Origin of the sequence: Neptuniibacter sp. QD72_48, assembly GCF_047778065.1 — a bacterium.
Lineage (GTDB): Bacteria > Pseudomonadota > Gammaproteobacteria > Pseudomonadales > Balneatricaceae > Neptuniibacter.
The window spans coordinates 1,675,935-1,695,187 of sequence record NZ_CP180547.1 but is presented as its reverse complement, the minus strand read 5'-3'; the positions used below and the strand labels follow the sequence as shown (position 1 = coordinate 1,695,187).

The following is a 19,253-nucleotide window of genomic DNA, read 5'->3' as shown; positions in this document are numbered from 1 at the left end:
TCTCTATTGTAGGATAAGAACTAATGACCGATACACGTGTTGAAGATTTAAATATCGAATCAAATAGCGTTCTGATTTCCCCAGATGCGCTTAAGGCTGAAATGCCAATTTCTGAGAAAGCAGCTGAAGCAGTAATGCAAGGCCGCTCTGTTGTTCGCGATATTCTTGACCGTAAGGACCCTCGTTTATTCGTTGTTGTGGGCCCTTGCTCTATTCACGATACAGAAGCAGCTATCGAATATGGCAAGAAACTGGTTGAGCTTCAGGAAAAAGTTAAAGATTCCTTATATCTGGTTATGCGCGTGTATTTTGAAAAACCACGTACGACAGTAGGCTGGAAAGGTCTTATTAACGACCCAGACCTAAACGACTCTTTCGAGATCGAAAAAGGCCTGCACACTGCACGTAAACTTCTTTTAGATCTATCTGAAATGGGTTTACCACTAGCAACTGAAGCACTAGATCCAATTTCTCCACAGTACATGCAAGATTTGATCTCTTGGTCAGCAATCGGCGCACGTACTACTGAGTCTCAGACTCACCGTGAGATGTCTTCTGGTTTATCTTGCGCTGTAGGTTTCAAAAACGGTACTGATGGCGGCCTAGAGGTTGCTACAAACGCACTTAAGTCTGTTAGCGCACCACATCGCTTCCTAGGTATTAATGAGAGTGGTCAGGTTTCTATCGTACACACTAAAGGAAACCAGTATGGTCACGTTGTACTTCGTGGTGGTGGCGGTAAGCCAAACTACGATTCTGTAAACGTAGCGCTTTGTGAACAAGCGCTAGATAAAGCAGGCCTAGCAAACAACATTATGATTGATTGCAGCCACGCAAACTCAAGTAAAGACCCAGCTCTTCAGCCACTTGTAGCTGAAAATGCGACCAACCAAATCATTGATGGCAACAAATCTATTGTTGGCCTAATGATTGAAAGTAACCTTGCTTGGGGCAACCAGTCTATCCCTGCAGATCTAAGCGAGCTTGAATACGGCGTATCTGTAACAGATGCTTGTATCGACTGGGAAACAACTGAGAAGTGCCTAGTTGAGATGAACGAGAAGCTGAAGCCTGCATTAGCTAATCGCTAATAGGCCCAGCTCTCCACAAAAAAAAGCGCATAGGGTAGCCCATGCGCTTTTTTTAGTTTTCGGAGAGAATATATACCTCTCCATCACCGTCAAACTCTAATTGTTTCTGCGGCATTTAGCCTCCAAATCAGATTAAAACCAAATACAGTTTGCCTCTTCTAACTTAGCTGACTAATATGGAATAACCCATACAGCTTACCTATTCGGCAGAGCGACCGTTACAGCGTCATTTTATCAGGATCTGAACGGCCTAGTTGAGTCAGCAACTCAACCAGCTTCGGATTAAATCTATAACCGCTTTCACTATTGATACGACTGATCGTTTTAGCAACCGCGATTTTTTGCTTGTGGTCCTTCCTTAAGCGCAGATAATTTTGCTGATAGAACTTAAGCATTGAGAGAATCATACTCCCCGCTGGAATATCATCTCCTTTTAGACCAAACGGTCCTCGGCCATCATAGCGCTCAAAACTACACTCAATCAGCTTTGAAGCGGCTAGCCATTTACCGCCTAGCTTTAAAAAACCTGCTGATAGCTCAACTTGCTCTCGCGCCTTAGCTTTTTCCCATTCCGCAGATTCGAGCCCAATATCAAAAACAGGCGAAGGGACAAATTTACTTCCCAAATTCTGAAAATTAAACGCCGCAACCAACTGATCTTCGAGATCAGAATTAGGCAGCTGATCATTTAGCAAACAGCCAATAGTAATGAGCTTAGAAAGATCGCCTTGTTGCTGAATGGATTTTGCCTGCAGAATTTTTGCAACCTGCCCCATAAAAGCCAGATCATCAAAATCTTTTAACTGCTCTTGCGCCTCAAGCTTATCCAACACGCTCTCATTTATACTCTGTGTGGCTGTGAGTATGCCTGAGAAGCTTTCTAAGGTTGCTTGAGTCACTTTGTCGCGTGATGACTGGCCAGACTGATAAACCTGCAGCACACCCTTTTCTAGAAGCTCAATATCAGACGAACTAACATCAAGACCGCTAACCTTATCAGCGACAAGCTGTTCTAATCGGGTAAAAACAAAAGCGATGAACTCTCCTTGCACGGGTGTATAAGGGAGCTGATTTTTGCGAAATTGATCAACTAAATCTTCGAGCCTATGGCAAACATCAGCAATACTGTCGAGAAACACCATATGACAGTTGCCTTTAACTGAATGCACCGCCCTAAACATTTGATTAACAATTTCAGGATCGTAATTACAGTTCAAGGAACTAAAACAGTGATCTAATTCCTCCATCGCTTCCTTAACGCTAGAGTAGAACTCCGTTTTCAGCTCGTCACTGAGCTGCTGAAATCCTTGATCATTTGCGTCTGACATTTTTCACCATTTCAATTAGCCACAAAAAAAGGATAGCAAAGCTATCCTTTTTTATAACACATTCTGGAACGCTTATTCGTCCGGCATCGCTTTAGGTTGATCTGTGTTCTCATAAATGAGGATAGGATCGTTATCACCCTCGATAACGCCCTCATCGATCACAACCTTGCTTACATTCTCCATAGAAGGCAGCTGATACATAATATCTAGCAATGTCGCTTCCATAATAGAACGCAAACCACGTGCGCCTGTTTTACGCTCAAGCGCTTTACGTGCAACCGCCTTTAAAGCAGCCTCACGGAAATCAACTTCAGCGCCTTCCATATCGAACAGTGCAGCATACTGCTTAGTCAAACTGTTCTTCGGCTCAGTCAGAATCTGAATCAACGCTTCCTCATCCAGTTCAGCAAGTGTTGCTACCATTGGTAGACGACCTACAAACTCAGGAATCAGACCGTATTTAACCAGATCTTCTGCCTCTAGCTCACGAAGGCTGTCAGAAACCGTTTTCTCTTCATCTTTGCTCTTAACAACAGCGCTGAATCCGATAGAACCTTTTTCTGAACGATCACGAATAATCTGCTCTAGGCCAGCAAATGCACCACCACAGATAAACAGGATATTAGACGTGTCTACCTGCAAAAACTCTTGCTGAGGGTGCTTACGGCCACCTTGTGGAGGAACAGAAGCAACCGTACCTTCAATCAGCTTAAGTAACGCCTGCTGTACACCCTCACCCGATACGTCACGCGTAATGGATGGGTTATCAGACTTACGTGAAATCTTATCGATTTCATCAATGTAGACAATACCAAGCTGAGCTTTCTCTACATCGTAATCACACTTCTGCAGAAGCTTTTGAATGATGTTTTCTACATCTTCACCTACATAACCTGCTTCAGTTAGCGTAGTCGCATCAGCAATAGTGAATGGCACATTCAATAGGCGTGCTAGCGTCTGAGCAAGCAGGGTCTTACCACTACCCGTAGGGCCGATAAGAAGAATATTACTTTTGCCTAGCTCAACGTCTGAATTGCTGCTCTTTTGGAAGCGTAGACGCTTGTAATGATTGTATACCGCTACAGCAAGTACTTTCTTAGCGCGATCTTGGCCAATAACATATTCATCCAGAGCCGCACTTAGCTCTTCTGGAGTCGGCAGATGATCGCTCTCTTCCTGAGGCTCTGCTTCTTGTATCTCTTCACGAATGATGTCATTACATAGATCAACACATTCGTCACAGATAAAAACGGACGGACCAGCAATTAGCTTACGTACTTCATCCTGGCTTTTTCCGCAGAATGAGCAGTACAGCAACTTACCGCTGTCATCGCCATCTTTACCTTTGATTTCGTCGGTCATTCGACTTCCTCATAATTCTTTATCAGGGCTATACCCTATATTGCTACTCTGTTTCACATTTCAACCCTTATACAAACAAACAGGGTGAATCTTATGATTATAGTAACAATTTCTACTCAGGCTTAATCAGTGTTACGACGATCAAGCACTTCGTCAATTAAACCGTATTCTTTAGCAGCGTAAGGGTCCATGAAGTTATCACGATCTGTATCACGAGAGATCGTTTCTAGATCTTGACCTGTATGCTCTGCTAACAACGTATTCAATTTATGACGAATACTCAAAATCTCTTTGGTATGAATCTCAATATCAGTCGCCTGACCTTGGTATCCACCTAGTGGCTGATGAATCATTACACGAGAGTTAGGTAACGCAAAACGCTTACCTTCAGCGCCACCGGCTAATAGGAATGCACCCATACTCGCTGCCTGACCCAAACACATCGTGCTTACGTCTGGCTTGATGAACTGCATAGTGTCATAAATAGACATACCTGCAGTTACAGATCCACCCGGGGAATTAATATAGAGATGAATATCCTTATCCGGGTTCTCCGCTTCTAGGAACAGCAACTGCGCAACAACCAGATTAGCCATATGATCTTCTACAGGACCTACAAGAAAGATCACACGCTCTTTTAACAGACGGGAGTAGATATCGTATGCACGCTCACCACGAGCCGACTGCTCTACTACCATAGGCACTAGACTACTCAAAATATCTGAGCCACCTTTACCAAAATCCGCCATGTATCACTCCTTAAAACGGAAATAACCTAAACACAAGCACTCGATAATACTACGTTGATTAATTCAGGCAATAGCTTTAACCAACAACACTGCATTTATCATGCGCTAAAAACAAAAAAACGACAGCCAGCTTTCGCTAACTGTCGCTTTTACAGTAGTGACTTTTACGTCAGAAGAGCGTTAATTAAGCTGCAGTACCCTGCTCTGGCTTAATTGCATCTTCGTAGCTAACAGTAACGTCTGTTACTGTAGCAGCTTCAAGTAGGTTATCTACAACCTGCTCTTCAAGAACTAGACCTTTGATCTGACCTAGCATCTCTTCGTTACCCATGTACCAATCGATAACTTGCTGAGGATCTTGGTAAGTTTCAGCCATCTCTTCTAGTGTTTCTTTAACACGAGCTTCGTCAGCTTCTAGTTCATTTACTTTGATCACTTCTTGCATTAGAAGACCGATCTTAACACGGCGGTCTGCCTGATCAGTGAACATCTCTTTTGGAAGCATGTTTGGATCCATATCAGAATCTGGACCCGCAAACTGCATTACCGCTTGACGACGTAGGTTGTCGATTTCACCATCGATTAGTGCAGCTGGCACTTCGATTGGGTTAACTTCTAGAAGCTGAGTGAATACAGCATCTTTAAGTTTCATTTTAAGAGCCTGCTTAAGCTCACGCTCCATGTTCTTCTGAACTTCAGCGCGGAAAGCTTCTTCAGTCTTCTCTTCTAGACCAAACTTCTCGAAGAACTCTTCGTTTAGTTCAGCAAGAACTTGTTCAGAAACAGTGTGTACTTTTACTTTGAATACAGCGTCTTTACCTTGAAGGTTTTCAGCTTGGTATTCTTCTGGGAAAGTAACGTTTAGCTCAACATCTGCACCTGCAGTAGCGCCCGCTAGACCGTCTTCGAAACCAGGAATCATTGAGTTAGAACCTAGAACAAGGTCCATACCTTCACCTTTACCACCGTCGAATGCTTCACCGTCGATGAAACCTTCGAAATCGATGCGTACGCGATCGCCTTCAGCTGCAGCGCGCTCAACTTCGTTCCACTCAGCTTGCTGCTTACGTAGCGTTTCGATCATCTGATCAAGATCAGCATCATTTACTTCAGCCGCTTTCTTTTCGATCTCTACTTTAGAGAAATCAGCCAGAGCGATCTCTGGGTAAACTTCGAATTTCGCAGTGTATTCAAGGTTCTCACCTTCAACATCTTTTGTGAATTCGATTGCAGGCGTGCCAGCTGGGTTGATCTCTTCCTGCTGAAGCGCTTGGTAGAAGCTTTCCTGAACTACTTGGCCAAGAACTTCTTCACGAATACCTTTACCGTAACGCTGCTTAACAACTTTTACAGGTACTTTACCAGGACGGAAACCGTCGATACGTACTGTACGTGCAGTCTGCTGGATACGCTTGTTAACATCCTGATCGATGCGCTCTGCTGGTACGGAAACCTTCAACAGGCGCTCTAGGCCAGAAGTCGTTTCAACGGAAACTTGCATGTAATGCCTCACAAATAAAATGCTTGAATCAATAATCTTCAACAGACCGACGTATTGCTAACGCTGCTTGATCTGCACAGCCGCTCGTAAATTTCGAGCAAAATCAAAGCGCGAAATTCTCCGGCAAGCAGCTTAATTAGTCAAGTTTAGTAAGCAAAATAACGTATAAGAAATGAAAATTATTATTAGATAGATCACCTAGATCAAAAAATAAGCTAGAAATAGCTTTTATGATCAGATAAACAAAAACAAAAGTAAGGATTTTATAAGCTAGAAGCAGCTTTTAATGAGAGAAGATTTAAAGATCAATCAATGGTGCGGACGGAGAGACTCGAACTCTCACACCTCGCGGCACCAGAACCTAAATCTGGCGTGTCTACCAATTCCACCACGTCCGCAGATAGATCTTTTTTACACATAGCTTGAAACTGATTACACCAAAACAACGCTTCGTTGTAAATGGTGCGGACGGAGAGACTCGAACTCTCACACCTCGCGGCACCAGAACCTAAATCTGGCGTGTCTACCAATTCCACCACGTCCGCAATCTATGTGTATCGTTAATGGGGTGGATAATGGGGCTCGAACCCACGACCGCCGGAATCACAATCCGGAGCTCTACCAACTGAGCTATATCCACCATAACGATCGTTTTTGTGTAGTACATGGTGCGGACGGAGAGACTCGAACTCTCACACCTCGCGGCACCAGAACCTAAATCTGGCGTGTCTACCAATTCCACCACGTCCGCAGACTACACAAGAGATTTAATGGGGTGGATAATGGGGCTCGAACCCACGACCGCCGGAATCACAATCCGGAGCTCTACCAACTGAGCTATATCCACCACTAAATCTCGCTCTAACAAATGGCACGCCCACCAGGACTCGAACCTGGAACCTACGCCTTAGAAGGGCGTTGCTCTATCCAGTTGAGCTATAGGCGCCCGACTCATTTGTCAGACCTCAGACTTTGGCCTTAACTAGCGTCTAGCGCTTTGTTTTGGCCGCCTCGTCTTGAGGAGGTGCGCATAATATACACCCTAAATTTTGCCGTCAACACTTTTTTTATCTTTTATTTCAAAAGTTTTATATTGATCATCTAACAACCAATAATTGGCTATTTATCAAGCAGTTATCCCATTTTTGGCTATCAAATTGATCCGATTGATACTCTAGCCCCCAGTTTCAGTTTTTTTGATGCAAATGCACGCCTACTATCTTACTTCTCAATTACTTGTACCTACTTATATAGCTAATTCACAAAAGGCGCTTGGACGAAATACTCAACCATGAGAGAATTCACCCCAGATAAAACTTAATAAAGGACCCTCCCTTTAAATGAGCGCACAGATTATTGATGGCAAGCAAATTGCCGCAGATGTTCGCCGTCAGGTTGCTGAAGGTGTTCAGCAGCGTATCAACGACGGTAAAAAAGCTCCTTGCCTAGCAGTACTACTTGTAGGTATGGACCCAGCTTCTCAGGTTTATGTTCGTAATAAAAAGAACGCTTGTCAGGATGTAGGATTTGAATCCCGCTCTTTTGACCTGCCTGCAGAAACGACTCAAGAGGAACTACTGAATCTTGTTGATGAACTAAACCAAGATGATTCAGTTAACGGTATTTTGGTACAGCTTCCTCTACCAGAACATCTAGATGGCAATGAGATCCTTGAACGCATCCGCCCAGAAAAGGATGTTGATGGATTCCACGCTTTCAATTTAGGTCGCCTAGCTCAGCGCATGCCTGTTCTTCGCCCTTGTACTCCAAAAGGCGTTATGACGCTGCTTGAATCTACAGGTCAAGATCTACATGGTATGGAAGCAGTCGTAGTTGGTGCATCTAACATCGTTGGTCGCCCTATGACATTAGAACTGCTTCTGGCGGGTTGTACTGTAACCACAACTCACCGCTTCACAAAAGATCTTGAAGCGCACGTTCGTCGTGCAGATCTTGTAGTAGTTGGTGTTGGCATTCCTGGCCTTGTGAAAGGTGAGTGGATCAAAGAAGGCGCTACAGTAATTGATGTAGGCATCAATCGGCTTGAAGATGGTCGCCTAGTCGGTGATGTTGGTTATGAAGCTGCAGCAGAGAAAGCCGGTTTTATTACCCCTGTTCCAGGCGGTGTAGGCCCAATGACCGTGGCTACACTTATGGAAAACACTTTAGAAGCGGCAAACAAGCAAGACGCTTAAGTTTGTTACTCCATAAAAAAGGCAGCCTAGGCTGCCTTTTTTATTTCCGCTATCAACCGACTCAGGCTTCCCTGAACCAAGTCGTACCTTCGCGGCTATCTTTTAGAATGATGCCCTGCTCTGCCAACTCATCACGAATACGATCAGACTCTGCGAAGTTTTTCGCTTTCTTCGCTTCCGCACGCTGAACAATCAACGCTTCGATTTCATCAGAACTAAGCTCACCCTCTTTGTCTTCGCCTTTCAAGAAGGCATCAGCATCTTGTTGCAATAAACCAAGAATAGAACCTAGGCGCACCAATTGACCGGCAAGTTTACCTGCCTCTGGTGAGTTTTCACGTGTAGCTTTGTTCAGCTCATTCACAAGCTCAAACAGAACTGAGATTGCTTTTGGTGTGTTGAAGTCATCATTCATCGCTTCAACGAAACGCGCATCAAAATCATTTGCTAGTGCTTCATCAGAAATTTCCACACCACGCAGCGCTTGGTAGAAACGCTCCAACATTACACGCGCTTCTTTCAAACTATCTTCGCTGTAATCGATATAAGTACGATAATGAACACGCGCGAGGAAGAAACGAACAACTTCAGCGTTGTATTTTTCCAGCACATCACGAATCGTGAAGAAGTTACCTAAAGATTTAGACATCTTCTCAGAGTTCACACGCACAGGACCTGCGTGCATCCACGTATTTACATAAGTACAACCGTTTGCAGCTTCAGATTGTGCAATCTCGTTTTCATGGTGTGGGAATGGTAGATCTGGACCACCGCCATGAATATCAAATGTTGGGCCAAGGCAGCATTTAGACATAGCTGAACATTCAATATGCCAGCCTGGACGACCTAAACCCCAAGGAGAATCCCAGCTCACCTCGCCCTCTTTCGCAGATTTCCACAAAACAAAATCCAGTGGACTTTCTTTGGCTTCATCTACTTCAACACGGGCACCAGAACGTAGCTCATCAACATTTTTGTTGGTCAGTCTGCCGTACTCTTCAAAGCGCTCTACACGGAAGTAAACATCGCCATTGGATGCTGGGTAAGCAAAACCTTTCTCTACCAGTGTTTCGACTAGAGAGATGATATCTCCGATATGCGCAGTCGCTCTTGGTTCTTGCGTAGGACGAAGAACAGCAAGTTTTGCCTCATCTTCATGCATGGCTGCAATCATACGCTCAGTTAGCTGATCAGGCGTTTCATCATTCTCAGCAGCACGCTTGATGATCTTGTCATCTACGTCTGTGATGTTGCGGACATAGTCCACATCCCAACCCTGCGAGCGAAGGAAACGAGTAATAACATCAAATGCAACCATCACACGTGCATGACCAATATGACACAAGTCATAAACGGTCACTCCGCAAACGTACATTTTGATTTTGCCTTCTTCTAGTGGCGTAAACGGAGCTTTTTCTTTAGTGAGGGTGTTATATATTTGAAGCATAACTCGTAACTTTATAATTTCGAAAAATAAAAAGGGCCGCTAGTATAAATGAATTAGCACTCTGCGGCTAAAGAAACTCTGTAGGGACAGTTAAATTTAGCTCACCCACACCTACATCCAATAAAAGGCTTTTCTCAGTACTTAGCACTAGACGCCCATTCTGCTCCCGGTCCCAAACCAAAGCTTCCCATTGAGCATAAGGCTGTATATAAGTCCTGCGCGCCTCCTCCCAATTCGGAGCATCAGTCACAGGTACAACCCATAGAAAAGAATGTCCAAAAATCTTCTGCTTGGCATAGCCCAATAAAGCCAACCTTTTAGTAACAGGGTCGTAGTCAGCAGCTGTCACCAAACCTTTAACATCAAAGCGCTCAGTCAATGTTACAGATTGCTCTGCTTTACTCTTATCAAGTTTATAAAGATGGGTTTGTTCGTTTTCTCTATTTTTAGTGAAAAGCCATAGCTCATCGTTGACCACTGTTAGCGCTTCACAATCCAAGTTATGACTATTCGGGGCAACTTTTGCTGGTCGATCAGCATAGTTAAACTTCAATATTTCAGGAGAGACAATACCTCCCGCTCTAGTAGACTCTAAATTCTTCCAAGCAACTTTATAAATCTGCAACTCAATACGCCTGCCGCGATTATTACCGCAGTCTGCTATGTAGAGATAAGACTCATCTTGTGCAAGTTCTTCCCAATCAATATTTTTTGCATTCCCTACTTTGATTACTTTGACAATGTTGTGCTGCCCATCCAGAGCATAAAGATAAGGTCCATCGCCACTATCATTAATGGTCCAGAGCAATCCGCCCTGAGAAGCGAGGCCTGATGTTTCTTGGACACGATCAGGCCAAACAGTGTAATTCTCTATAACACCATCCCAACCTTTAGCTTTGGGTGCGGGCTCTCTTTCAAGCAACGGCTGCTGTTGAGCACACCCCCAAAGCAAAATCGATATAAAAACCACTGCTGAAAACTTCATTTAATTAACCTAACCTCTCAATGAAACAGATGACATGCACAGCCCTACTACAAATAAATATAGTCACACTGTATATGACTAGACCTTTGGTATAAAAACTGTAAGGATTCGCCCATAAGTAGAAAAAATTCAACAGGATGTACCAGAAATGGATAACGATCAATTTGGCCAGCCGGATTTAGGCCCTTCCCTACCACCCAATACTCCAATGAGTACAACCGTGGCAGAGAACAGCCAAATTGCGTCTCAACAACTATCAATCCTTTCTGCTCTTCCACACCCTGCTTGGATTAAAAACCGTCGAGCCGAGTATCTTTACGTAAATGATGCATATGCTGAGTTACTCGATATGCCTGCAAAATGCATTAAAGGTAAAACTGACCGACAGATATTCCCAAAACACCTTCACGCCGAACTTGTCGATTCAGATGCTCAAGTGTTTTTAACACAAACACATATTGAGTTAGAAGGACTACGCCTAAACCCAGATTGCCAGCACAGCTACTGGTTAAGTAAAGCTCCACTCAAAGATAAACACGGCAAGGTCAGTGGTATCATTGGACTAATGAAGCGATCCGCTCAACCAACCACAGACCAGCTTTCTATCTGCAAATTAGCTGAGAATGCTGTTAGACAAAGCAATGAAGCTATTGTTATCGCAGACACAGATTTTAATATCACGTTGGTTAACCCTGCCTTTGTTAGACTTACAGGCTATACCGAACAAGAAGTTATCGACCAACCCGCCAGCGTTATAAATGCTACTTGGTTAGCGCCTGAATTTATTGAAAGCATCAATAGCAACTTGCAATACAAAGGCTATTGGGAAGGTGAAACTTGGAGCCGCAAAAAAGACGGTCAGCTATTTAGCGAGAAAATTAAAATTTCCGTCGTTCTTAATCGAGAAGGTGAAAGAACCCACTTTATTGGCCAATTTCAAGATAACACCGAACAGAAACAAGCTCAGGAAAAACTCGAATTTTTAGCGTTCCACGACCCCCTAACTGGCCTTGCTAACCGAGCACTGTTTCTAGATAGGGTAACTTGTGCAGTTCAGCACGCACAAAGAAACAAAACGCTTTGTGCTGTTATCTATCTCGATCTTAATGAATTCAAACCACTCAACGATAAATATGGCCATCCTTTTGGCGATAAAGTACTTACCATTGCCTCTCAACGTTTGATTAATGCCGTGCGCAAAGTTGACACCGTATCTCGCCAGGGAGGTGATGAATTCGCAGTTCTATTAGAAGACACCGCCTCTGTTGAAAGCGCTGTACTCGTATCACAAAAAATCATTGCATCCTTAAGACAACCGATGCAGGTAGAAGAAGTTGAAGTAACCATTGGTGCCAGTGCTGGTATTGCCGTATTCCCTGACCACGGTATAGACGGTAGCAAACTTATTGGAAACGCAGATAAAGCGATGTACGCTGCTAAGTTCCTCGGAGGTAATGGTTATTACCTTTATAAGTAATATTTAAGCCCTTTCAAATTCTTAAGTTATTTTGAAAAGATTCCCTATCAGGTCTAAAACTAAACTATGACTGATATTTTGGAATCTAAGTATGCTTCCCCCTAATTCAAGCAATACCTGTAGCACACCAGATCAAAAGCTACTTGAGGAGATTGTGCATACTTACCCTCAACCGATTATAGTGATCGACAATGATCATCGGGTTCTCATTTGGAATAAAGCCTGCGAAAAAGTCTTTGGCATACCAGCACAAGATGTTTTGGGAACAAAAGATCAATGGAAAACCTTTTACCCAGCACCTCGCCCAATTTTGGCTGATGTAGTTTTAGATGATGATGAAGAGCAGCTTGAGCAGTTTTACCCTGGTATTCATCGCAGATCACCGTTTATAGACGATGCTTATGAAGTTGAGAGCTTCTTTCCCAAGCTTGGCAGTAATATCGATAGATGGCTCTATTTCACAGCTAAACGACTCTACGATGAAGATGGTAATGTTGTCGGTGCCATTGAATCATTAATAGATATAACCGAAAGAATGGTAGCTGAAGCCGAGGTCAAACAACTTAACGAATCACTTTCTGATCATTCTCAAAAGCTAGAAGAAGCCAATGAAGAACTAAAGGCTACAATGCTAAAACTAGCCAACACTCAAAAGCTCGCATCTCTAGGTAAACTAGTCGCCGGGATTTCCCATGAGCTTAATACACCCATTGGCAACATTCGTACAATTAGCTCAGCCCTGAAAGCAGATACCAGCAGAATCCAAGATCAGCTCAATTCAGGCGAGATGACCAAATCTGCTTTAGAAAACTTTTTGAGCAATGTACTCGAGTCCACTGACTTAATTGAAAAAAGCACCGCAAAAACGGCTGAGCTAATCTTAAGCTGCCAGCAAATTTCCTCAAATGATAACGAATATAAAAGAAGCCAACTTGATTTAAGGGACTTGGTTGAGGAGGTTTTGAATCGACAAACTCAAAGCCTATCTAGATCCTCCATCATAGTAGAGAACCTTATTCCTCATAATATTTCTATGAACAGCTTTGCAGCCCCGATACAACAAATTTTTGACAACCTAATCAACAACACCCGCATGCATGCTTTCACAGAACAGCAATCCGGTAAAATTAAGATCCACGCCCACACCTGTGAAAAAGCGATCAAGTTAATTTATACCGATAGCGGTTGTGGCATTCCAACCAAAAACTTCGCCAAAGTATTTGACCCTTTCTTTACCACCAAATTTGGCCAAGGAAGCAATGGCCTTGGGCTTTATATCATCTTTAATTTAGTCACAGGTGCGTTAGGCGGAAGCATCGAGCTTCAATCACCTAATGACGGAGGGTTTGAATTACACATCACTTTACCCAGCACCTCCCCTTACGCACTTACTGCAGAAGATGACACTTACTACATTTAAAAGGATGTTCTCATTCAAAAACTTTCATGCTGAAAACTTTTTTCAAAACGGCCGTTTAAATTGAATATAAATCAGTCACGATCGGGCCCGATGTCCAATACTTATATGTAAGGAGAAATCAATAAAACGGACGGACAGCTTATGCAAGTGACATCAACAAAACACAAACCGCCGCAGAATGAACCTCAGCTGCAAGACATCAATAAACAGGTACACCAAACCAGCTTTAGCCCTTACCCAGACATACATTCTAACTTCCATACAAATTTAGCAGACCGGGCTTTATATCCTCCTTTGGCGCAAGTTTATGAAGAAGTCATAATGCTATTAGGCCAAGAGCTCCAAAATGAAACAGGCAATTCGTTCTTAGGATCTAACCCTGCACCGTCAGGTAATGTTGGCCCTCAAGAAATCGCCACTGCGACACTTGAATATATCACTCAGCAATTCCCTCTTTTTCGCAACGCACTACCTGAGTTAAGTGAAGAACAATCTCTGGATCGCTTTATTAATTTAATCAATGAGTCCTTAAATAGAGGGGTTTTAACGGCAATAGAACAGTTAGAAGAGATAGCTCTTACAGACAGTGAAGAATTAAATGAACAGGTAGATCTATATCGAGAGTATTGCTTAGAAGGACTTGAAACCTTTATACATAGTTTTGGATTCGGTTTCTTCTTTGATGCACCTGAAGATGAGGAGTTCACCTCCAACCTCCAAGCAGCAGATGAGTTTATCGACGATGAGCTATTAGATAAATTACTGACATAAAAAATGCCGCCTACGCGACATTTTTTGGGAGTTCTTTCAAATTAATGCAGTTCGTCATATTTTTTACGAATAGCGGCTAATTTTGGCTGAATATCTAAAGGCGCATAATTCATCGCTTGTTCAAAAAGCTCCTTATTTTCCTCAGATAATCTCTCTTCTTCACTCATCTGAGTGAGCTTTTCCATCGCTTCAGTAAATTTAGGGTGTATTTTATCGGTAGTCATGACCAACCCTCCTCAAGACGTTCCACATTTAGGTAACTTAGCATGAACGTTTAGCTCAACTAAACCTTACTGCTATTGTAGCAATGCTCCTGGTAGACAACAGCACAATTTTGACATTTAAAACCACACTTAGTGCATTTAAATGACATGTTCATTATTAACGAGGTTTTACACTCTTCATTCTTTGCTTCTTACCACTCGGCTTACCACCTACTCGTTTCTTAGCCGGCTTAGCAAATGATTTGCCCGCTTTTGAATCTTGTCGTCTAGCACTCGCATTCTTATGCTTACCCGCAGCTTTTGATTTTACTGCAGGCTTTTTATTTGCACCTCTGCGATTGGAGTTAGAGCTCTTCTCTTCCTCTGGGATCAAACATGATTCACGCTCACCGATTAGGTCACTATGGCCCATTTTCGGCAGCACTTGGCGTAATAACGGCCAGTTCTCAGGATCATGGTATCGAAGCAACGCCTTCTGAACTTTACGTTGCTCAGTATTCTTAGGCGTGTAGAGTTTTTCACTCTTATACGTCACTTTTTTCAGCGGGTTTTTATCCGAATGGTACATTGCCGTCGCCAAGGACATTGGTGATGGATAGAAGGTTTGTACCTGATCTACTTTGAACTCATTCTTCTTCAGCCAACGAGCAAGATTGACCATATCTTCATCTTCACAACCCGGATGCGCAGCAATGAAGTAAGGAATCAGATACTGCTTTTTACCAGCTTCACGAGAGAAACGATCAAACATTTTTTTGAATGCATCGTAAGTTCCCATGCCCGGCTTCATCATCTTGGATAGCGTGCCATCCTCACTGTGCTCAGGCGCAATTTTGAGGTAACCACCTACGTGATAAGTCACAAGCTCTTTCACATACTCTGGGTCCTCTACCGCAAGGTCGTAACGTAAACCAGAAGAGATCGAAACGGTATGTACACCTTCTACCTTACGCGCCTTGCGGTATAACTCAGTCGTAGGGCTATGATCAGTATCCAGGTTCTTACAGATGGTTGGATAGACGCACGAAAGCTTACGACAAGAAGCCTGAATATCTGGATCATTACAATTCAGGTGATACATGTTTGATGTAGGACCACCTAAATCAGAGATAGCACCAGTGAAGCCAGGTACTTTCTCTTTGATATCTTCGATCTCATTGATCACAGACTCATGGGATCGGCTCTGAATAATACGTCCTTCGTGTTCGGTAATAGAACAGAAAGTACAACCGCCAAAACAACCACGCATGATATTGATCGAAAACTTGATCATATCGAAAGCAGGAATCTTGTGATCACCGTAACGCGGATGCGGAATACGCTGATAAGGTAAGCCAAACACCTTATCCATTTCCGCCGTTTCTAAAGGAATTGGCGGTGGATTAACCCATAGCTCTCGATGACCATGCTTTTGCACCAAAGCTCGCGCATTGTGCGGGTTCGCTTCTTGATGCAGAACGCGCGATGCATGAGCATACAAAGCAGGATCTTTAGAAACTTTTTCAAAAGACGGTAAACGAATATAGGTTTCGTCAGGTAGCTTTTCTTTACCTTTTAGCGGCGCAGGAATAACACGCAGAGGTTGAGGCTCATCGGCCTTAGACGCGTCTTTTTTATCGCAGGTCGCCGCATCGGTATATTCATAAGGGTTTGGTAATTGATCGATGTAACCCGGCCAATCAATACGGGTTGAATCAACTTCAATATAATCGGCAGGTAAGGCTGTTTTTAGTATCGCAGTTCCTCGAAGATCTTGAATCTCTTCAATGGTTTCACCATTAGCTAAACGGTGAGTAAGCTCAACAATAGCTCTCTCAGCATTACCATAAAGCAAGATATCTGCTGTCGCATCCAGTAATACCGAACGACGAACCTTATCACTCCAGTAATCATACTGAGCAATTCGACGCAGGCTTGCCTCAATACCACCGAGTACTACAGGCGTCTCACGATAAGCTTCCTTACAGCGCTGGCTATACACAATCACCGCACGATCCGGCCTTTTACCACCAAGGCCACCAGCCGTATAAGCATCATCATGACGCGTACGTTTATCGGCCGTGTAACGATTGATAAGAGAGTCCATGTTGCCAGCAGTGATGCCAAAATAGAGATTCGGTTGGCCTAACTCCTTGAAAGCTTCAGCACTGGTCCAATCAGGCTGACTGATGATACCTACTCTGAAACCTTGCGATTCAAGCACTCGCCCCATCACCGCCATGCCAAAGCTCGGATGGTCAACATAAGCATCACCAGTCACAATGATGACATCACAGCTATCCCACCCCAATGCATCCATCTCTTCTCTTGAAGTTGGAAGAAAAGGTGCTGGCGCATAACATTCAGCCCAATATTTAGGGTATGAAAACAAATCAGGAGCGGAACGAGGCATAAAACGAGGCTACTTAAATATGAAATTAAGGACTATTTTCCCAGAAAGGCAGGTATACGCCCAGTGAAAAATTCTTAATATAGGAAATATTCAATGAAAGGAAGGCTATAGTGAGAACCTACAGCCTTATATAGATCGAACTAAATAGATCATTTACGCGCTAATTTAGCAGCCTTTTTCTGTAAAGCTTTCTCTAACTCATCTGCATAAGTAACAATGCCATCTTGGCTTTCGAAAGGACAAACCACAACTGCGAAGCCATCCTCTTCTAGACCTGGCGTCCAGCGCTTATGCCAAACAGAGAGACTGATCGCTTCAGGTTTACACTCACTCCACTCTTCGGTTGCCCAGGCTTGTGCTAGCTCTTGTGACGGCCAAACCGGTACACAGTCTTCTTCGTCTGTGTTTAACATCACGCAACCGTACTCATCTGTCAAAATCCAAATCTGCTCATTAGTTACCGATTCCGCAATAAAGAAACTATAAAGCTGCTCTTCATTGTATTCTTGTAACTGCTCTAGTGATGGATTGCCAGACTCATTTGACATAGAAACCTCTGAAAACGATGCGTAAAGCGCACTTATCGAAAATGGTCTTCAATTATACCCTACAGTCTTTCCAATAATCTTGAGATAATTATTGTTCTGCAAGACAAACATCTAATCTCGGAGTATTCGCTTCGATGTTTATAAAGTTTCAAGGTATCTGTAGACACGATCAATCCATCGATTGAATTCAATTGAGCCATCAATCCTAGTCAATCAGCTAATTCTTGTTGAATTTGGATAATGTCATCCAAGTGTTGTTGAAAAATAAGAATGAGGTTTGGATCAAACGCCTTACCAGATTCTTTTACTATATAATCGGTGGCATCCTCATATGACCAAGCTTTCTTATAAGGTCGTTCACTGACTAAAGCATCAAATACATCAGCCACAGATGTAATACGTCCTTCGATGGGTATAGATTCTCCGCTAAGACCTCGTAGGTATCCATTCCCATCCCAGCGTTCATGATGTGTAGCGGCAATACTGCGGGCTAATTGTATAACTAGAGCATCGTTGCCAGATAAAAGATTGTATCCATGTTCAGTGTGTTGCTTCATGATCCTCATTTCTTCTTCGTCCAGAGGACCTCGTTTTAATAAAATTCGATCTGGCACGCCTACCTTACCTATGTCATGCAATGGTGCTGCTTTTTCAAGCATGTAAGCAAGATCCGCAGGCAACCCGGCCCCCAAAGCGAGAACCCGACTAATTTTTCCAACCCTTAAGACATGCTTAGCTGTTTCAGTATCCTTATACTCCCCAATCATTCCTAATAATTGGATTACGCTCTCTACCGTTTTATCTAATTCTTGGGTCCTATTTTGTACAAGTGACTCTAATTGATTTTTTTCGGATGAAAGTACTTTATGAGCATTAGCAATCTTTAATGTATTATTTACTCTAAGGCATATTTCAGCTTGATCGAATGGCTTATTCATAAAATCATTAGCACCATTAGATAAGCTTTTATTGCGAAGATCTGCCCCAGTAGAGCCCGTGAGTATGATTACTGGGAGTTGATCCATTTCCCAGCGTTGACGTATTTGGTACAAAACTTCAAATCCATTTAATCCTGGCATTTCGAGATCTAACAATATTAGATCGAAGTCCTGCTGCTCAAGTTGAGGTAAAACTTTTCGAGGGTCCGTCAAAGAAGTGATAGATGTATTACTGATTTCAGTTTCAATTAATTTGCTAAGAATTAAAACGTTTGTCAGTGAATCGTCACAAATAAGAATTTTATGGTGATCAACATAGCTATTCATGCGTTTAATCCCTTAATGCACTTTACAAACTTCCATATTTCCAGCTTTTCTGTGCTGATTGGCCGTGTATTAGTGGAAAGTTAATTCATGTACTTCAAACGGTTACAACAACAGTCTAGCTATAAGTCATTGTTTAGCAAAAAATACATACGTACGCAGAAGCAAATAACCTTACAAGGTGAGTGGATTTCAATTTGTAAGGCACTTTGAGTAGTTCAATTCAACCGTAAACTGGCTTAAAACAGTATGCTGGAAGACTTTACTCCCAACGAAATAAATTAATTAAAAGCAAATTAATATGTTAAAAATTCAACTAGATTCCTTGCTGATAAGTAAAACAACATCATGAGAAACACCGGTGACGTAACTCTCGCACCAGGATAAAGTCCCTAAAGCGAAGTTTAAGCTGCTATGCGCCTTTTATAATGCTAATATCCGCGCATTGATTACCTAGTATCGTATTATCTTAAGCAAACTACGTTTTTAAGAGTACTACGA

General features: G+C 42.8%; 15 protein-coding genes and 6 tRNA genes. 5 read left to right on the top strand and 16 right to left on the bottom strand.

Going from position 1 to position 19,253, the window contains the following annotated elements:
• Nucleotides 1-23 precede the first annotated feature (23 nt).
• Nucleotides 24-1,091: a 3-deoxy-7-phosphoheptulonate synthase gene (locus ACMXYX_RS07565; protein WP_415898107.1), complete on the top strand. Its 1,068-nt coding sequence runs from the start codon at nt 24-26 to the stop codon at nt 1,089-1,091.
• Nucleotides 1,092-1,309: 218 nt separating this feature from the next.
• Here ACMXYX_RS07565 and ACMXYX_RS07560 read toward each other — a convergent pair whose 3' ends face one another.
• The 10 genes from ACMXYX_RS07560 to ACMXYX_RS07515 form a co-directional block, all read right to left on the bottom strand.
• On the bottom strand, nt 1,310-2,419 hold the full coding sequence (locus tag ACMXYX_RS07560; RefSeq protein WP_415898106.1) for an Hpt domain-containing protein: 1,110 nt from the start codon (nt 2,417-2,419) through the stop codon (nt 1,310-1,312).
• Between the two features lie 72 nt (nt 2,420-2,491).
• Nucleotides 2,492-3,781 (bottom strand): ATP-dependent protease ATP-binding subunit ClpX, encoded by a 1,290-nt coding sequence (gene clpX, locus ACMXYX_RS07555; RefSeq protein ID WP_415884404.1) that lies wholly within the window; start codon nt 3,779-3,781, stop codon nt 2,492-2,494.
• Nucleotides 3,782-3,903: 122 nt separating this feature from the next.
• On the bottom strand, nt 3,904-4,530 hold the full coding sequence (gene clpP / locus ACMXYX_RS07550) for an ATP-dependent Clp endopeptidase proteolytic subunit ClpP (protein WP_415884403.1): 627 nt from the start codon (nt 4,528-4,530) through the stop codon (nt 3,904-3,906).
• 184 nt (nt 4,531-4,714) lie between these two features.
• Entirely contained in the window at nt 4,715-6,031 is a 1,317-nt protein-coding gene (gene tig / locus ACMXYX_RS07545) for a trigger factor (RefSeq protein WP_415906737.1), read from the bottom strand.
• A gap of 313 nt (nt 6,032-6,344) precedes the next feature.
• Nucleotides 6,345-6,429 (bottom strand) — tRNA-Leu (locus tag ACMXYX_RS07540).
• A 62-nt stretch (nt 6,430-6,491) separates the two neighbouring features.
• Nucleotides 6,492-6,576 (bottom strand) — tRNA-Leu (locus ACMXYX_RS07535).
• Between the two features lie 19 nt (nt 6,577-6,595).
• A tRNA-His gene (locus ACMXYX_RS07530) sits at nt 6,596-6,671 on the bottom strand.
• Between the two features lie 26 nt (nt 6,672-6,697).
• Nucleotides 6,698-6,782, bottom strand: a tRNA-Leu gene (locus tag ACMXYX_RS07525).
• 20 nt (nt 6,783-6,802) lie between these two features.
• A tRNA-His gene (locus tag ACMXYX_RS07520) sits at nt 6,803-6,878 on the bottom strand.
• Nucleotides 6,879-6,900: 22 nt separating this feature from the next.
• A tRNA-Arg gene (locus ACMXYX_RS07515) sits at nt 6,901-6,977 on the bottom strand.
• 394 nt (nt 6,978-7,371) lie between these two features.
• On the opposite strand from ACMXYX_RS07515, the gene folD reads away from it, so the two are divergent.
• Nucleotides 7,372-8,226 (top strand): bifunctional methylenetetrahydrofolate dehydrogenase/methenyltetrahydrofolate cyclohydrolase FolD, encoded by an 855-nt coding sequence (gene folD, locus ACMXYX_RS07510; protein WP_415884401.1) that lies wholly within the window; start codon nt 7,372-7,374, stop codon nt 8,224-8,226.
• 61 nt (nt 8,227-8,287) lie between these two features.
• On the opposite strand, the gene cysS is transcribed toward folD, so the two are convergent.
• Together cysS and ACMXYX_RS07500 are read right to left on the bottom strand one after the other, a co-directional pair.
• Nucleotides 8,288-9,673 (bottom strand): cysteine--tRNA ligase, encoded by a 1,386-nt coding sequence (cysS, locus tag ACMXYX_RS07505; protein ID WP_415906736.1) that lies wholly within the window; start codon nt 9,671-9,673, stop codon nt 8,288-8,290.
• Between the two features lie 67 nt (nt 9,674-9,740).
• Nucleotides 9,741-10,658, bottom strand: coding sequence for a hypothetical protein (locus ACMXYX_RS07500; protein ID WP_415906735.1), 918 nt, complete (start codon nt 10,656-10,658; stop codon nt 9,741-9,743).
• Nucleotides 10,659-10,806: 148 nt separating this feature from the next.
• Between ACMXYX_RS07500 and ACMXYX_RS07495 the strand changes: the two genes are divergently transcribed.
• The 3 genes from ACMXYX_RS07495 (at nt 10,807) to ACMXYX_RS07485 (ending at nt 14,326) form a co-directional block, all read left to right on the top strand.
• Nucleotides 10,807-12,135 carry a diguanylate cyclase domain-containing protein gene (locus ACMXYX_RS07495; RefSeq protein ID WP_415884398.1) on the top strand — a complete coding sequence of 443 codons (1,329 nt, stop codon included), beginning with the start codon at nt 10,807-10,809 and terminating at the stop codon, nt 12,133-12,135.
• Nucleotides 12,136-12,226: 91 nt separating this feature from the next.
• The gene (locus ACMXYX_RS07490) at nt 12,227-13,555 is read left to right on the top strand and encodes an ATP-binding protein (protein ID WP_415906734.1); all 1,329 of its coding nucleotides are present in this window, start codon (nt 12,227-12,229) and stop codon (nt 13,553-13,555) included.
• A gap of 141 nt (nt 13,556-13,696) precedes the next feature.
• Entirely contained in the window at nt 13,697-14,326 is a 630-nt protein-coding gene (locus ACMXYX_RS07485; RefSeq protein ID WP_415906733.1) for a DUF5610 domain-containing protein, read from the top strand.
• Between the two features lie 41 nt (nt 14,327-14,367).
• Here ACMXYX_RS07485 and ACMXYX_RS07480 read toward each other — a convergent pair whose 3' ends face one another.
• From ACMXYX_RS07480 to ACMXYX_RS07465, 4 genes are all read right to left on the bottom strand, one after another.
• Nucleotides 14,368-14,550, bottom strand: a complete 183-nt coding sequence (locus ACMXYX_RS07480) for a hypothetical protein (protein WP_415884395.1) — start codon at nt 14,548-14,550, stop codon at nt 14,368-14,370.
• A gap of 157 nt (nt 14,551-14,707) precedes the next feature.
• Complete coding sequence (locus ACMXYX_RS07475) at nt 14,708-16,942, bottom strand: YgiQ family radical SAM protein (protein WP_415906732.1); 2,235 nt, start codon at nt 16,940-16,942, stop codon at nt 14,708-14,710.
• Nucleotides 16,943-17,091: 149 nt separating this feature from the next.
• Complete coding sequence (locus tag ACMXYX_RS07470) at nt 17,092-17,490, bottom strand: DUF2750 domain-containing protein (RefSeq protein WP_415906731.1); 399 nt, start codon at nt 17,488-17,490, stop codon at nt 17,092-17,094.
• 209 nt (nt 17,491-17,699) lie between these two features.
• On the bottom strand, nt 17,700-18,755 hold the full coding sequence (locus tag ACMXYX_RS07465; RefSeq protein ID WP_415884392.1) for an HD domain-containing phosphohydrolase: 1,056 nt from the start codon (nt 18,753-18,755) through the stop codon (nt 17,700-17,702).
• Between the last annotated feature and the right edge of the window lie 498 nt (nt 18,756-19,253).

Coding starts and splice junctions, on each gene's coding strand:
- clpX (WP_415884404.1), bottom strand. CDS start 3,781: ATGACCGACGAAATCAAAGGTAAAGATGGCGATGACAGCGGTAAGTTG.
- cysS (WP_415906736.1), bottom strand. CDS start 9,673: ATGCTTCAAATATATAACACCCTCACTAAAGAAAAAGCTCCGTTTACG.
- ACMXYX_RS07565 (WP_415898107.1), top strand. CDS start 24: ATGACCGATACACGTGTTGAAGATTTAAATATCGAATCAAATAGCGTT.
- ACMXYX_RS07465 (WP_415884392.1), bottom strand. CDS start 18,755: ATGAATAGCTATGTTGATCACCATAAAATTCTTATTTGTGACGATTCA.
- clpP (WP_415884403.1), bottom strand. CDS start 4,530: ATGGCGGATTTTGGTAAAGGTGGCTCAGATATTTTGAGTAGTCTAGTG.
- ACMXYX_RS07490 (WP_415906734.1), top strand. CDS start 12,227: ATGCTTCCCCCTAATTCAAGCAATACCTGTAGCACACCAGATCAAAAG.
- ACMXYX_RS07485 (WP_415906733.1), top strand. CDS start 13,697: ATGCAAGTGACATCAACAAAACACAAACCGCCGCAGAATGAACCTCAG.
- ACMXYX_RS07470 (WP_415906731.1), bottom strand. CDS start 17,490: ATGTCAAATGAGTCTGGCAATCCATCACTAGAGCAGTTACAAGAATAC.
- ACMXYX_RS07480 (WP_415884395.1), bottom strand. CDS start 14,550: ATGACTACCGATAAAATACACCCTAAATTTACTGAAGCGATGGAAAAG.
- folD (WP_415884401.1), top strand. CDS start 7,372: ATGAGCGCACAGATTATTGATGGCAAGCAAATTGCCGCAGATGTTCGC.
- ACMXYX_RS07475 (WP_415906732.1), bottom strand. CDS start 16,942: ATGCCTCGTTCCGCTCCTGATTTGTTTTCATACCCTAAATATTGGGCT.
- ACMXYX_RS07500 (WP_415906735.1), bottom strand. CDS start 10,658: ATGAAGTTTTCAGCAGTGGTTTTTATATCGATTTTGCTTTGGGGGTGT.
- ACMXYX_RS07560 (WP_415898106.1), bottom strand. CDS start 2,419: ATGTCAGACGCAAATGATCAAGGATTTCAGCAGCTCAGTGACGAGCTG.
- tig (WP_415906737.1), bottom strand. CDS start 6,031: ATGCAAGTTTCCGTTGAAACGACTTCTGGCCTAGAGCGCCTGTTGAAG.
- ACMXYX_RS07495 (WP_415884398.1), top strand. CDS start 10,807: ATGGATAACGATCAATTTGGCCAGCCGGATTTAGGCCCTTCCCTACCA.